Origin of the sequence: Tessaracoccus lacteus, assembly GCF_029917005.1 — a bacterium.
In the GTDB taxonomy this organism is placed as follows: Bacteria; Actinomycetota; Actinomycetes; order Propionibacteriales; family Propionibacteriaceae; genus Arachnia; species Arachnia lactea.
In genome coordinates this window covers 2,876,938-2,891,423 of sequence record NZ_CP123967.1, presented here as the reverse complement: position 1 = coordinate 2,891,423, position 14,486 = coordinate 2,876,938, and the positions used below count along the sequence as shown (strand labels likewise).

Below are 14,486 nucleotides of genomic sequence, written 5' to 3'. Positions count from 1 at the left end.
TAAACCGCTTAAGTTTCAGGTGTGAAACACCTTAAGCTTTAGCCACGTACCCCCGGATGAGTGCTCCCTACCCATCCATGGCGCAGGTACCAGACCCAAGGAGAGAAACCATGGCACGCAAGGCAACGATCAGCCTTGTCGCAGCGGCGACGTTGACGTCGCTGATGCTGGGCGCCTGTTCAGGATCCAGCGACAGCGACGCCGCTTCCAGCACCAGCGACGGCACCGTCTCCGGAGACATCACGTTCCTGACCAATCGCACCGACCTCGACAAGGACGGTACCTTCGACCGCTACGTCGAGGAGTTCAACGAGACCTACCCCGACGTCAAGGTCACGGTGGAGTCCATCACCAACTACGAGGACGAAGTCCGCACCCGGATGAACACGCCCAACGGCTACGGCGACGTCCTCCTCATCCCCGACGCCGTCGGCGTCGACCAGTACCACGACTTCTTCACCAGCCTCGGCTCGGTCTCCGAGCTGGAGGAGGACTACCGCTTCGTCAGCGACAAGGCCTACGAGGACCAGGTCTACGCGCTGGCCGTTGGCGGTAACACCTTCGGCGTCCTGTACAACAAGGCCGTCTGGGAGGAGGCCGGGCTGACCGATCTCCCGACCACACCCGACGAGTTCCTGACCGACCTCCAGGCGATCAAGGACAACACCGACGCCACGCCGTACTACACCAACTACAAGGACGGCTGGCCGCTCGGCGGGCAGTGGACCGACAACTTCGCGGGCGTCGGCGGCAACGGCGACGTCGAGAACGAGATGGCCACCGACACGTCCCCCTGGGACGAGGGCAAGCCGGCCAACATCGTCGACGGCCTGCTGTACGACATCGTCGCGCAGGGCCTGAGCGAGACCGACCCGCTGACGACCAACTGGGAGCAGTCGAAGTCCGACTTCGCCACGGGCAAGATCGCCACGATGGTGCTCGGCTCCTGGTCGATCGCCCAGTTCCAGGAGGCGGCCACCGACGCGGGCGCCGATCCTGAGGACGTCGGGTTCATGCCGTTCCCGTCCAACATCGACGGCAAGCAGTACGCCAAGATCGGCGGCGACCGCCGTCTGGCGATCAACGTCAACACGAAGAGCCCGGAGGCCGCGCAGGCGTGGCTCGAGTTCCTCGTGAAGGACTCCGACTTCGCCGAGATCTCCGGCATGATCTCGCCCTCGAAGGCCGTCACCGACCTCCCCGAGAACCTCACCGCCCTGCAGGACGCGGGCGTCGAGCTCTTCGAGAACAACCCCTCGCCCGAGGGTGAGGAGGGCCTGCTGAACAAGGTCGCCGACGAGTCCCAGGTCGACGTGTGGGGCAACCTCTACCGCCAGCAGCTCGTCGATACCGCCCGCGGCCAGGCCGACGGCGACAAGGCGTCGTTCTTCGCCGACCTGAACCAGCGCTGGGGCGACGCGGTCACCTCGCTCGTCAGCTGACATCCATCGATCCGGGGTGCGGCCGCGAGGCCGCGCCCCGGGCCACCCGCAGAAGGAGCCGATGATGGCCACCACCGCAGTGAGCGAGAAGCTCAGCGAAGCGGAGACCGAGAGTGCCCCGCCGCCTTCCCAGCGCAGGCGGCGCAGGCCGTTGCTGACGGTCCTGACCCCGTACCTGTTCGTCGCCGCCGCGGTCGGCCTGCTGCTCCTGCTGACCTACCTGCCGGCGATCAACATGATCGGCTATTCGGTCACCAACTGGCGCGGGCTCGGAGATATCACCGCAGATAACTTCGTCGGCCTGGACAATTATGTGAAGGTCTTCACAGATCCCACGGTGTTCCGCGTCTTCTACGTCAGCCTCTACTACTTTGCTGCCACCTTCCTGCAGATGGGCCTGGCGCTGTATTTCGCGACTATTCTGAGTTTCAGCACCAGGTTCTCAAATCTGTTCCGCGGGATCATCTTCTTCCCGTACCTGCTCAACGGCGTCGCCATCGGCTTCGTGTTCCTGTACTTCTTCCAGCCGGGCGGCACGCTCGACACCGTGCTGGGCTGGTTCGGCGTCGACAACACGCCGCTCTGGCTGGGCGACCGCAGCGTCGCGAACATCTCGCTGGCCGCCACGTCGGTGTGGCGCTACACCGGACTGAACTTCGTGCTGTTCCTCGGCGCGATCCAGTCGATCAACCCGGAGCTGTACGAGGCGGCCGAGCTCGACGGCGCGAACCGGTGGAAGCAGTTCCGCTACATCATCATGCCGGGCATCCGACGGATCGTCGGCCTCTCGTTCATCCTGGCGATCTCCGGGTCGCTGTCGGTCTTCGAGATCCCGTTCATCATGACGAGCGGCGCGAACGGCACCACCACCTTCGTCATCCAGACGGTCCAGACGGCGTTCAACCACCACAACGTCGGCCTTGCGTCCGCCATGGCCGTGATCCTGCTGGTCATCGTGCTGGTCGTCACCGGCATCCAACGCAAGTTCTTCCCCGACGAGAAGGTCGATCTCACATGACCCGCACGCTCTCCACCATCGGCAAGTACGTCAGCCTCGTGGCGGCCTGCATCGTCGTGCTGCTGCCGCTGACCGTCGTGCTCTTCGCCTCGCTGAAGACCAAGGAGGAGTACGCCACCACCGGCCCGCTCGACCCGCCGTCGAACTGGCTCAACTTCTCCAACTTCGCCGTCGCCATCGATCAGGCCGACATGCTGCGCGGCCTGATGAACACCACGATCATCCTGGCGCTCTCGCTCACCATCACCATCCTGGTTGGCACGGCCGCCGCCTACGCGATCGACCGGTTCCAGTTCCGCGGCCGCAAGCTCGTGATGGCGCTGTTCCTGATCGCGACCCTGATCCCGAGCGTCACCAGCCAGGTAGCGACGTTCCAGATCATCAGCGGCCTCGGCCTCTACAACACGCGGGCCGCACTGGTGCTGTTGTTCGCCGGCACCGACATCATCGCCATCTACATCTTCCTGCAGTTCATGGCCTCGATCCCCGTCTCCCTGGACGAGGCAGCCCGGATGGACGGTGCCAACACGTTCCAGATCTACCGGCGCGTCATCCTGCCCAACCTGAAGCCCGCGATCGCCACCGTCATCATCATCAAGGGCATCGCCATCTACAACGAGTTCTATCTGCCGTTCCTCTACATGAGGTCCGAGCCGATGATCTCCACCGCGCTGTTCGACTTCAAGGGACCCTACGGGGCGCAGTGGGAGATGATCGCGGCGGCCACCATCGTCGTCATCGTGCCCACCGTGATCGCGTTCATCTTCCTGCAGAAGTGGATCTACAAGGGGCTGGCCGCAGGCGCGGTCAAGTAGCCCCCGGGACGAGCAGCTCACCACAGACCGGCCCGACGGCACCCGCCGTCGGGCGGGACCGTCGCGCCCGCATCCGCGGCCGACAGCCCGCAGAGCGGGCAGGACTCGCCACCCAGGAGGTCAAAGATGACTCATCCAACACGCAGATCGACATGGTGGAAGGCGGTCGCCGTCGGGCTGACCGCCGTGGCGGTGGGAGCCTCGGTGCTCGCCCCCGCGACCGCCTCCGCACACGCCCGACCCGACACGCAGGACAGGCTGCCGGCCGCTGCCAATTCCCCAGCGACCAAGAAGAGCACCGGCACGACGAAGAAGCACGGCGCCAGCACCTCGTCGCGGTTCGTCACCGCCAAGGGCGACAAGCTGATGCTCGGCAACAAGGTCTTCGAGTTCTCGGGGACCAACACCTACTACCTCGGCTACAAGTCCGACGCCATGGTCGATGCGGCCCTCGACGACGCCGCGGACGCCGGGCTCATCGTCATGCGGACCTGGGGATTCCAGGACTACCAGAACCCCGATGGATCCGGTTCGGTCCACCAGAACTTCGAGGGCGTCTGGTACCAGGCCTGGGACGAGGAGGCCGGGGCGCCGGTGGTCAACACCGGCGCCGACGGTCTCGAGCGGCTCGACTACGTCGTCGCGGCGGCCGCCGAGCGCGGCATCAGGCTCGTCATCCCCTTCACGAACAACTGGAACGCCTTCGGCGGCATGGACCAGTACGTCCGTTGGGCGGGCGAGGACACCCACGCCGACTTCTACACCGACGCGCAGATCAAGGGCTGGTTCAAGGACTGGATCTCCACGCTCATGAACCGCACCAACTCGCTCACGGGCGTCAAGTACAAGGACGACCCGACGATCATGGCCTGGGAGCTGGCCAACGAGCCGCGCTGTACCAGCGCCGGTGCATACCCGGACGGCGACTGCGACACCTCGACCATCACGGCCTGGGCCGACGAGATGAGCACCTACGTGAAGTCCGTCGGGAGGAAGCAGCTCCTCTCCGTGGGAGACGAGGGCTTCTTCTGCCGCGGCGAGAGCAGGTGGACCCTGACGCAGCGCTACGGCGAGTCGGGCTATGGCGCGGGCTTCGGTGAGGACTGCGCCGACGGCGTGGACACCGTCGCGCTCGCCTCGCTGAAGAACATCGACATGATGTCCATGCACCTCTACCCAGACCATTGGAAGACGTCCGTCGAGTGGGGCACGGGGTGGATCACCGAGCACGCCGCGGCGGCGAAGAAGATTGGCAAGCCGGTGTACCTCGGCGAGTTCGGCTTCCTCGACAAGTCGACCCGGATGCCCGTGTACAACACGTGGCTGAAGGCCGTCCGGGACACGGGCGTCGACGGCGCCCTCTACTGGATCCTCGCCTCCGAGCAGGACGACGGCACGTTGTACGCGGACTACGACGGGTTCACCGTCTACTGCCCGAGCCCGGTCTGCTCCCTCATGACGCTGCAGGGCCAGCTCGTCTCCGGGAAGAACACGTCCTCGCTGCTCCGCACGACGCTGGCCGACGACGACACCCTGCTCGTCGAGCGCGACACGACCGCGACCATCGACGTGTCGGCCAACGACATCTCGCTCAGCGGGACGGTGAACGTACGCACGGTCGACCTGGACATCGCCCGCAAGGGGCGGCAGACCACGGTCAGCAAGGACGGCGGCGCGCTGAGCATCGTCAAGGGCGGCACCGTGTCGTTCGTGCCCGCCGAGGGATTCGTCGGGACCGTCGCGTTCCCGTACTCCATCGGCAACGGGAGGACGACGTCGACCGCGACGCTGACCGTCACGGTCCGCCCGGCGGCCGGTGACCCCGTCGTGCTCGCCTCGTGGGAGGACGGCCTCGAGGGCTGGACCGCCGCCAACTGGCAGTCCGACGCCGGCGCCCTGACCACCGGACCCTCCGGCGCGACCGACGGCGACTCCGCACTGCAGGTCGCCTCCAAAGGCGCCTGGTTCGGGTCCCCGGCCGACGACCCGACGCTCGACCTGTCCGCCCGCCGGTCCATCGAGTTCGACCTCACCACCGGCGACGTCGGCACCTCGGTGTCTGTCGCCGTGCGATACGGGGACGCCTGGACCTGGTGCCAGTCGCCCTGGCACTGGGTGCCCGAGAACACCAGCGAGACCGTCACCGTCGGCCTCGAGACGTTCGGCTGCGCGACGGCCGATCTGGCTGAGGTGCACGACGTGCTCGTGTACTTCGGCGCCGGTTCCTACTCCGTCGACCGACTCACCCTGTCCTGATAACCCCGCGGGCCCGGTGCGTCGCACCGGGCCCGCCCTACCCGAAGGAACGACCATGACCTCGGTCCACCGCATCGTCAACACGCCGCGCGACTACGCCTGGGGCATCCCGGGCGGGATCTCCGCGGCCCTCGGCTGGCCCGCCACCGACGACCGCCAGGCCGAGCTCTGGCTGGGCGCCCACCCGGGATCGCCCAGCCGGTTCGCGGGCACCGGACCCTGGACGGATCTCGCGGAGTGGGAGCGGTGCACCGGCGTCGACCTGCCGTTCCTCCTCAAGGTGCTCGCCGCGGAGACGCCGCTGTCGCTCCAGGCCCACCCGACCGCGGCGCAGGCGCGCGCCGGGTTCGAGCGCGAGAACGACGAGGGTGTCCCTCTGGACGCACCGTGGCGCAACTACAAGGACCCGCACGCCAAGCCCGAACTCATCGTGGCTCTAGCCGACGGGTTCGAGGCCCTGTGCGGCTTCCGGCCGCTCGACGAGTCGGTGCGCTTCGTCGACGGCGCCATCGCGCGTGCCACCGACGGGGCGGCGCTCGGCCGCTGGCGCGACCTGCTCGCCGGCGAGGACGGCCTGCGCCGTTCGGTCGCCTGGCTGCTGTCGGGGGCGAGGGAGGTGCGGTCGCTCGTTGACGAACTCGAGCGCCAGGCCGCCCTGCACCCGGCCGAGCTGCCGCTGGTCCGCGACCTCGCCGGCAGCTACCCGGGCGACCCCGGCATCGCCGTCGCCCAGCTCCTTAACCACCTCACGCTGTCGGCGGGGCAGTGCCTCTGGCTTCCCGCCGGCAACATCCACGCCTACCGCCGCGGCCTCGGAGTCGAGCTCATGGGGCCCTCCGACAACGTCCTGCGCGGCGGGCTCACGCCCAAGCATGTCGATGTCGCCGAGCTGCTCGCTGTGCTCGACTTCACCGCTGGCCCGACGGCCCTGCTGGATCCCGTCGAGGTGACGCCCCACCTCTCGACCTATCGGCCTCCGCAAGCGGGGTTCGAGCTGTTCATGGCCACGGGCGACGCGGCCGTCGTGACTCAGTCTCCGTCGATCGTGATGGTCCTGGATGGGGAGTTCACGCTGGGCGGCGGTGCTCCGACCCGACTCGTCCGCGGCGAGAGTGCCTTCGTCCCCGACCCCGGGCGGCTCTCCTTGACGGGCTCTGGGCATGCGGTGCTGGCGAGCGGGTCCGGCTCCCGCTGACCGAGGCCCACTCGGCCGGTACCGGTAGGGTGCAGGGGTGGCAGGCGGAAGACGACGGGTGACGATCAGCGACATCGCTGAGCGCGCCGGGGTATCCATCGGCGCGGTGTCGTTCGCGCTCAACGGGCGCAAGGGCGTCTCGGACGAGACCCGCGCCCGCGTGCTCAAGGTGGCCAAGGAGATGGGCTGGGCCCCCTCGACCGCCGCCCGGTCGCTCGCCGAGTCCCGCACCGAGACGTTCGGGCTGGTCCTCGCCCGCGACCCCGCCCTCCTGGGCGTCGAGACGTTCTACATGCAGTTCCTCGCGGGCCTCGAGGCCGAGCTCTCCACCCGCGGGTACGGCCTCCTGCTCCAGCTCGTCCCCACGCCCGAGGCCGAGCTGGAGACCCTGTCGCGCTGGCGCAGCTCCCGCCGGGTCGACGGCGTGCTGCTCGTCGACCTCACCATCGACGACCCCCGCGTGGCGCTGCTTGCCGAGTCGGACGAGCTGCCCGCGATTGCCATCGGCGACCCGTCGGTCGCCGGCCCGCTGGCATGCGTCTGGACCGACGACGCCGCCTCGATGCGCGAGGCTGTGCACCACCTGGCCAACCTCGGTCACCGTCGCATCGCGCGCGTCTCCGGCCTCACGCAGCTCGCCCACACCCTCATCCGGGACGACGTGTTCATGAGCGAGGCGGACGCCCTCGGGCTTGACCCCGTGCTGGTCCGCACCGACTACACCCCCGACAGCGGCGCCGAGGTCACCCGTGCCCTCCTGACCGGCGACGAGCCCCCGACCGCGATGGTCTACGACAACGACGTGATGGCCGTTGCGGGGCTCACCGTCGCGATGGAGCTCGGGATCTCGGTCCCCGAGCAGTTGTCGATCGTCGCCTGGGACGATTCGATCCTCTGCCAGCACACGCTCCCGCGGCTCACCGCGCTCAGCCACGACGTCGTGGCCTCGGGCCGGCACGCTGGGCGGCGCCTCTTCGAGCTAATCGACGGCGCGACCCCCGCGGCGCACCTCGACTACATTCCGCGCCTGATCAAGCGAGACTCGACGGCGGCAGCTCCCTCGGCGTAGGGCACTGCCTTCCCGGCAAGTAGAGTCACTCCTGCTCCAGGAGGTTCGCATGCGCGACATCGTCAGGATTCTGACGGCGGCCAGGCAGCTGTGGCCGCTCTATCTCGGCATCGTGCTCGGCGCGGTGGCGATAGCCGCCACGTCGCTGCTGATGCCCTTCGTCATCGCTGCGGCGACCGACATCGTCGTGTCGATGGCGGCCGGCGGACCCGGCACCATCGCGTCGCTCATGTGGCTGGCCGTCGCGCTGCTCGGGCTGTCGCTGGCGAACTCGCTGATCAGCAACATCACCGGTTACTGGGGCGACCTCATGGCCACCAGGTTGCGCCGCATCCTGTCGGTCAGGTACTTCCACAAACTCCTGCGGCTGCCGCAGCGCTACTTCGACAACGAGCTGACCGGCACGCTCATCTCCCGGCTGAACCGGTCGATCACGTCGATCACCGACTTCCTGCAGATGTTCGCGAACAACTTCTTCCCCATGCTGATCACCCTGTTCGCGGTGCTCATCATCACGGCCTTTTACTCGCCCTGGCTGGCGGTGCTGCTGATCATCATCTACCCGACGTTCGTGTGGCTCACCGCCCTGACGTCGAAGCGCTGGCAGGTGTGGGAGCACCGCAAGAACGACCACTACGACGTCGCCGGCGGACGGTTCGCCGAGGCCATCGCGCAGATGCGCGTCGTGAAGTCGTTCGTCACCGAACGCGGTGAGGTCGACCGGTTCGCAGCCCACTACGACGACGCCGTCGGCCTGACCGCACAGCAGTCGTCCTTCTGGCACCGGATGGACACGGCCCGCCGCTCGGTGCTCGACGTCGTCTTCTTCGCCATCTACGCCATCCTGTTCGTCCAGACCGCCCAGGGCGCTTTCAGCATCGGCGTCATGGTGATGCTGATCCAGCTGGTCAACATGGCCCGCCAGCCCGTCGCCTCCATGAGCTACCTCGTGGACACGACCCAGCGGGCGCTGGCCGGCAGCGCGGAGTACTTCCGGGTGATGGGCGAGGTCGATGAGCCGAACAACCCACTCGAGGCGGAACACATCAGCACCGTCGACTGGAGCGACGCCGACCCTGTCATCAACTTCGACCACGTCGACTTCGGCTACGACGACGGCGAGCTCGTGCTCACCGACATCAACCTCGCCATCGATCGCGGCGAGAAGGTCGCGTTCGTCGGAGAGTCCGGCGGCGGCAAGACCACGCTGGTGAACCTCATCATGAGGCTCTACCCGGCGACCTCCGGCACGGTGTCGGTGCACGGCCTGTCCGTCGCGGACGTGCCCGTCGGCGTGCTGCGCCGCGAGATCGGCGTCGTGTTCCAGGACGCCAGCCTGTTCAGCGGCACCATCCGCGAGAACATCGCCTACGGCATGGGAGAGGTGACTGACGAGCAGCTCACCGCCGCCGCGACGCGCGCCAACGCGATGAGCTTCATCTCGCGGTTGTCGAAGGGCTTCGACACCGAGATCGGCGAGCGCGGCGTGAAGCTCTCAGGCGGCCAGAAGCAGCGCATCTCGGTCGCCCGGGCGCTCCTGAAGGACGCCCCGATCCTGGTCCTCGACGAGGCGACCAGTTCGCTCGACACCAAGGCCGAGCGTGCCGTCCAGGCTGGCCTCGACGAGCTGATGGAGGGCCGCACGACGCTGATCATCGCCCACCGGCTGTCGACGATCTCCAGCGTCGACCGGATCGTCACGCTGCGCGACGGTCGCATCGACGAGGTCGGGAGCCCGGCGGAGCTGGCCACCACGGGCGGCATCTACGCCGAGCTGCTGTCGCTCCAGGCCTCCACCCGGAAGGCCGACAAGGCCCGACTGGCGCGCTTCGGCATCGTCCGCTGAGAGCCAACCGGTTCCATGAGCTTTTCGCAACGCCCTGAGCAACGGCAGTTCCCTGAGCTTGTCGAAGGGCCCTGGCAACGGCGGTTCCCTGAGCTTGTCGAAGGGCCCTGGGTAATGGCGGTTCCCTGAGCTTGTCGAAGGGCCCTGGGTAATGGCGGTTCCCTGAGCTTGTCGAAGGGCCCTGGGCAATGGCGGTTCCCTGAGCTTGTCGAAGGGCCCTGGGTAATGGCGGTTCCCTGAGCTTGTCGAAGGGCCCTGAGCCTGTCGAAGGGTCGGCGCCCGGCCATCGTCCTCTCGCCCGCTCGAGGCACCTCGACAGGCTCGGTGACCCGGCTTGCCAGGCTCGGTGACCCGGCTCGACAGGCTCGGCGACCCGGGTTGCCCTGACTACCGCGTTGATGGCCGACGACCTCCCAGGAGGCTAACGTCCCTCCGACGGCGGAAGGCACCGACACCGCCGCAGGGAAGGACCGACGATGTACCCACGGGGTCGACCCCAGGCAGGACACCTGGTGGCCGCGGCGCTGCTCCCGTTCGCGTTGCTCATCACAGGGACGCCCGCCGCGAGCGCGGCGCCACCGCTGGGAGGGGGAGCCGTCGGGCTGCTGGCGGACGGCTCGTCGTCGACGGTGTACCTGCGGGCCGAGCGCAACGGCGTGAAGGTCTACAACTCCGCGCGCACGAAGGTCATCAAGACGCTGGTGCGCGGGGCGAAGGTGTCGGCGACGAAGACCGTCAGCAGCGGCTACCGCAGGCTCACCAGCGGGCACTGGATCAGGAACAGCGACCTGTATGTGTCCACGCACCTCTACATGCGCACCACGGTCGACGGGGTGCACGCCTACGCCGCCGTCGGCGGATCTGTGGTGAAGGTCCTCGACAAAGGCACCGTCGTGCGGATGACCCACACCGTCGTGGGCGGCTACCGGCAGACGTCGGCGGGGAACTGGATCCGCAACGGCCACCTGGCGCAGACAGGATCGTCGGGCACGTGGGGTAGCTGCACGGTGACGCTCGGGGGCGTGAAGCTGGCGGTCGACTCCGAGGCGGGCCACCTCGTCACGGTCAACGGCACGAGTGGCTCCTACGCCGTCGTCACGCTGTGGGACCGCGCCTCGGGTGTGAAGTGCTCCTTCACGAAGATGCGCTCAGAAAAGGGCCGCGTCGGCGCCAGGGGCATCGTCGCGGACGCCAAACGCAAGCAGGACACCTTCACGACCCCGGCCGGCACCTACACGATGACGCAGGGCTTCTCGGTCGGCTCGGTGCCGAAGACGAGGGGCGTGTCGTGGCGGAAGGTCGACGGCAACGACTACTGGGTCCAGGACAACGATTCGGTGCACTACAACGAGTACCGCTCCGGCACGAGCGGCTTCGACACCTCCGACGCCGAGCACCTCATCGACTACAAGACCGAGTACCGCTACGCCATCGTCATCGACTTCAACCTCGAGAAGGTGCGCAAGAAGGGTGCGGGGATCTTCCTGCACGTCAACGGCGACGGAGCGACCGCCGGCTGCGTGTCGGTGTCGAAGAGCTTCATGGTCGACATCGTCCACGCCGTCGACTCCGGCGACCTGATCTCCATCAAGGCGTGATCTCAGTGCCGGGGTTCGTGCCTCGGCTTCGGTGGGATCGTCGACAGTGACGGCGGGTTCTCCGGCCAGATGAGCTCGACGGTGCACGGCGCGTGATCGAGGATGAATCGCGCCGCGCGCCCGAGGCTTGGTGGCCCCAGCCGGGAGCGGTCGCCGTCGCGGGCCATGATCAGCAGGTCCGCGTCGTCGCAGGCCCGCGTCACGGCCCGCTCGGTCTCGCCCGTGAGCACGGCCGTCGTGCAGTCGCGCCCGAGCGCGGCGGCGGCCTTCTTCAGCAGGCGGGCCGCCCGGTCGGCGGTCAGGGCCGCCGAAGCCACGTCGCGGGGCGGCGACCCGCGGCCCAAGAGCCCCCCGATCGGCCGGGGCAGTTGGTGGCTATCGTCGACGGCCACCAGGGTCAGGTCGTCGTCCTCGGGCCGCAGCTTCGCGGCCTCGATCGCGGCCGGCCACGTCGCCGGCGCGATCCACACCAGAACCCGCATCTCACACTCCCATCAGTTGCGCTCCACCCCACAGGGCCATCGTGCACAGCACGAGGCTCGCGGGCACGGTGAGGAGGCCGAGCCGGGTGAACTCGCCGAGCTCGGTCTCGTGGTCATGATCGGCGAGGATCCGCCGCCACAGCAGGGTCGCGAGCGACCCGACGAAGGTCAGGTTCGGCCCCACGTTGACGCCGATCAGGACCGCCAGCACCGGCAGTGCGCCGCCGTCGGCGACCAGCGGCAGCAGCACCAGGACGGCGGGCAGGTTGTTGACGACGTTGGCCAGCACCGCGGCGACGAGCGCGATGAGCAGCAGGCTGAGCAGGTCGCCGCCGGTGGGCAGGAAGGTGCGCAGCCAGTCGGCCAGGCCGTGGTCGACGACGGCCTTGACCACCATCGCCAGCCCGAGGACGAACACGAGGAACCAGGGGTTCGCGGCCTCCACCAGCGTGGCGGCCAGCCTTCCGGGCGCGACGGCGCGCGTCGCGAGGCGCTTGATGGCGAGCACAACGACGCCGGCCAGCGCCGCCCAGAAGGGCTCGATGCCCAGCGGTGAGCTGAGGGCGAAACCGACCAGCGTGCAGGCGAGCACGACGAGCGCGAACACCGGGTTCGGGACGTCCTCGACGTCGTCGTCGGGGGTGGCGTGCACGCTCAGCTCCGAGGCGAAGTAGCGGCGGAACACGACGTACTCGACGGCGATGGCGACCAGCCACGGGCCCGCCATCAGCGCGCCGAACTGCAGGAAGCTGATCCCGGCGGCGCTCAGCGCCAGCAGGTTCGTCAGGTTGGAGACGGGCAGCAGCAGGGAGGCGGAGTTGGACAGGTGCGCCGTCGCGTACACGTGCGGTGTGGGTCTCACCCCTGAGCGGGCGGCGGTGGCGAACACGACGGGGGTGAGCAGCACGACGGTCGCATCGAGACTCAGGACAGCTGTGACAAGGGCAGAGACCGCGAACACCAGCCCCAGCAGCGTGACAGGGCGACCATTCGCGCGGCGGGCCATGAACGCTCCCGCGGCTGCGAACATCCCCTCTGCCTCGCACAGCTTCGAGAGCATCAGCACCCCGGCCAGGAAGGCGATGGTGGGCGCCATCGTCGTGACCTGTTCCCAGGTTTCGCCCCAGGTGATGAGCCCTGTCGCGGCGACGAGCAGGCCGGCCGGGGCTGCGGCGACGGCCTCAGGGAGGCCGCGCGGCCGGATGATGGCGAACGCCAGCACCGCCACCAGCAGCACGATGGCGATGGGTTCCGCCAGCCCCTCACTCACGGCGACACGGTACCTGCGCGGCCCGTCGTGTGGCTACGGTGTGGCGCATGTCTGACGCGTCGCAGGAGCCCTTCCGCTGGTACGAGTACCCCGTCGGGTTCGTCGGCGACCTGTGCTGGGCGACCGCCCGGACTCTGGTGGCCTTCCTGATCGGCCTCGGCGGCGTGTTCCTCCTGGTGGTGGCCGTCGGCCTGCTGGGGGAGGAGGGCGTGCTGCAGTATGAGGTCGCGAGAATCCTCGACCAGTTCACCCGTGCTTCGATGCTCCCTGTTCTGGCGCTCGTCTGGGCGCTTACGCTCGTCGCGTCGATCACGCAGGTGGCCGGCTCGGTCGCAGTGTCGCGGGCCGTCGCGAAGGCCGCGCGGGCGGGTGCGCCCGTCACGCAGGTCCCCTCCCCGGGCCAGGTCGCGGCGATCGTGTCCAGTCCCGGGGGCTGGCTGATGATGTGGTGCTTCTTCCACATCGTCTTGTTCGCCATCGCCGCGCCCGTCGCACTGTGGATGCTGATCTCCGAACCGGGTGACGCGCCGTCGATGCTGATCATCCTGGGCGTGACCGTCGGCGGTGGCGCGGTGCTGATCGCGGTGACGGCCTGGCTCAGGCTCGGCATCAGGGCAGCGCACGGCCGCCGTCGCGGCGAGATCTCCGACCACTGGTGGCCGCGTCACGAGCAGGCCGCGTGGACGAGGGCTCAGTACACGCCGAACACGACGCGGCCCGCCCGTACCCCGTCCGGTCGAGCGGCCGGGATTGCCATCACCGTCGGGTCGGTGGGCGTGGCCGCCGCACTGCTGCTCATGTCGGTGCTGCTGTTCATCACCCACCCCGACGCGCAGCGCTGGCCCGGTGGCCAGGCGGGCGAGCGTGCCGAGCTGACGCCGGAGCTCGAGGGGTTCGTCGACGCCGGCACTGTCGTCTTCACAGTGCTGATGACCGTTGGTCTCCTGTTGGTGGTGGTGGGTTCGATCATCGACGGGGTGACGGACCTGCATGAGCGGCGTCACCTGCGTGCCGCCGTCGTCGATCCGGATGCCCCGCGCCCGCCGTCGGAGGTTCTGGTGAAGTACTCGGGGCCGGCTGTCCCCTCTCTGGCGCGTGCCGCCATGGCGCTCGGCGCGGTCGCGATCGTGCTGGGCTGGACGGGCGTCTCTCTCGGCAGCGGAAGCCTGGAGGACTTCGCGTCGGTCTACAGCGGTTCCGATGAGAGTTTCGCTGCGGTTCTTCCCAGTTCGGTGTTCGTCCGTAACGTCGGCATCGCGCTGTGCGTCAGCGGGCTCGCCGCGGCGATGGGCAATGCATCGCTCGGCCGCGACCTGCGCAACCAGTTGTTCGAGCGCTGGCCCCAGCGCCCCCGCGTCGTGACGGGCACCGACAAGGCCGCCCCCGACCCCGCCACCATCGGCCCGGCCCTCACCCCCTGACCAGCCACCCTGGTCGCCCTCACGTCGCCTCGGCGCTGCCTCGCTCCGTGAGCATGGTCGGCCCACTGTGGCCG

At 68.5% G+C, this 14,486-nt stretch carries 11 protein-coding genes; 9 read left to right on the top strand and 2 right to left on the bottom strand.

Annotation, left to right across the window (positions count from 1 at the left end):
- Positions 1 to 110: 110 nt before the first annotated feature.
- The 8 genes from QH948_RS13360 (at position 111) to QH948_RS13325 (ending at position 11,239) form a co-directional block, all read left to right on the top strand.
- Positions 111 to 1,442, top strand: a complete 1,332-nt coding sequence (locus QH948_RS13360; protein ID WP_281144823.1) for an ABC transporter substrate-binding protein — start codon at positions 111 to 113, stop codon at positions 1,440 to 1,442.
- A 64-nt stretch (positions 1,443 to 1,506) separates the two neighbouring features.
- On the top strand, positions 1,507 to 2,460 hold the full coding sequence (locus tag QH948_RS13355) for a carbohydrate ABC transporter permease (RefSeq protein WP_281144822.1): 954 nt from the start codon (positions 1,507 to 1,509) through the stop codon (positions 2,458 to 2,460).
- Positions 2,457 to 3,275, top strand: a complete 819-nt coding sequence (locus QH948_RS13350) for a carbohydrate ABC transporter permease (RefSeq protein WP_281144821.1) — start codon at positions 2,457 to 2,459, stop codon at positions 3,273 to 3,275. Before QH948_RS13355 ends, QH948_RS13350 begins: the two co-directional genes overlap by 4 nt.
- Positions 3,276 to 3,401: 126 nt before the next feature.
- Entirely contained in the window at positions 3,402 to 5,531 is a 2,130-nt protein-coding gene (locus tag QH948_RS13345) for a cellulase family glycosylhydrolase (protein ID WP_281144820.1), read from the top strand.
- 55 nt (positions 5,532 to 5,586) lie between these two features.
- Positions 5,587 to 6,726, top strand: coding sequence for a mannose-6-phosphate isomerase, class I (gene manA, locus QH948_RS13340; RefSeq protein WP_281144819.1), 1,140 nt, complete (start codon positions 5,587 to 5,589; stop codon positions 6,724 to 6,726).
- A 58-nt stretch (positions 6,727 to 6,784) separates the two neighbouring features.
- Positions 6,785 to 7,795: a LacI family DNA-binding transcriptional regulator gene (locus QH948_RS13335; protein ID WP_281144818.1), complete on the top strand. Its 1,011-nt coding sequence runs from the start codon at positions 6,785 to 6,787 to the stop codon at positions 7,793 to 7,795.
- A 49-nt stretch (positions 7,796 to 7,844) separates the two neighbouring features.
- Complete coding sequence (locus QH948_RS13330) at positions 7,845 to 9,641, top strand: ABC transporter ATP-binding protein (RefSeq protein WP_281144817.1); 1,797 nt, start codon at positions 7,845 to 7,847, stop codon at positions 9,639 to 9,641.
- Between the two features lie 476 nt (positions 9,642 to 10,117).
- Positions 10,118 to 11,239 carry a L,D-transpeptidase family protein gene (locus tag QH948_RS13325; protein WP_281144816.1) on the top strand — a complete coding sequence of 374 codons (1,122 nt, stop codon included), beginning with the start codon at positions 10,118 to 10,120 and terminating at the stop codon, positions 11,237 to 11,239.
- Positions 11,240 to 11,241: 2 nt separating this feature from the next.
- On the opposite strand, the gene QH948_RS13320 is transcribed toward QH948_RS13325, so the two are convergent.
- Together QH948_RS13320 and QH948_RS13315 are read right to left on the bottom strand one after the other, a co-directional pair.
- The gene (locus QH948_RS13320; protein WP_281144815.1) at positions 11,242 to 11,721 is read right to left on the bottom strand and encodes a universal stress protein; all 480 of its coding nucleotides are present in this window, start codon (positions 11,719 to 11,721) and stop codon (positions 11,242 to 11,244) included.
- A 1-nt stretch (position 11,722) separates the two neighbouring features.
- Complete coding sequence (locus tag QH948_RS13315; protein ID WP_438874144.1) at positions 11,723 to 12,943, bottom strand: SLC13 family permease; 1,221 nt, start codon at positions 12,941 to 12,943, stop codon at positions 11,723 to 11,725.
- A 95-nt stretch (positions 12,944 to 13,038) separates the two neighbouring features.
- On the opposite strand from QH948_RS13315, the gene QH948_RS13310 reads away from it, so the two are divergent.
- The gene (locus QH948_RS13310) at positions 13,039 to 14,412 is read left to right on the top strand and encodes a hypothetical protein (protein WP_281144813.1); all 1,374 of its coding nucleotides are present in this window, start codon (positions 13,039 to 13,041) and stop codon (positions 14,410 to 14,412) included.
- The last annotated feature ends 74 nt before the right edge of the window (positions 14,413 to 14,486 follow it).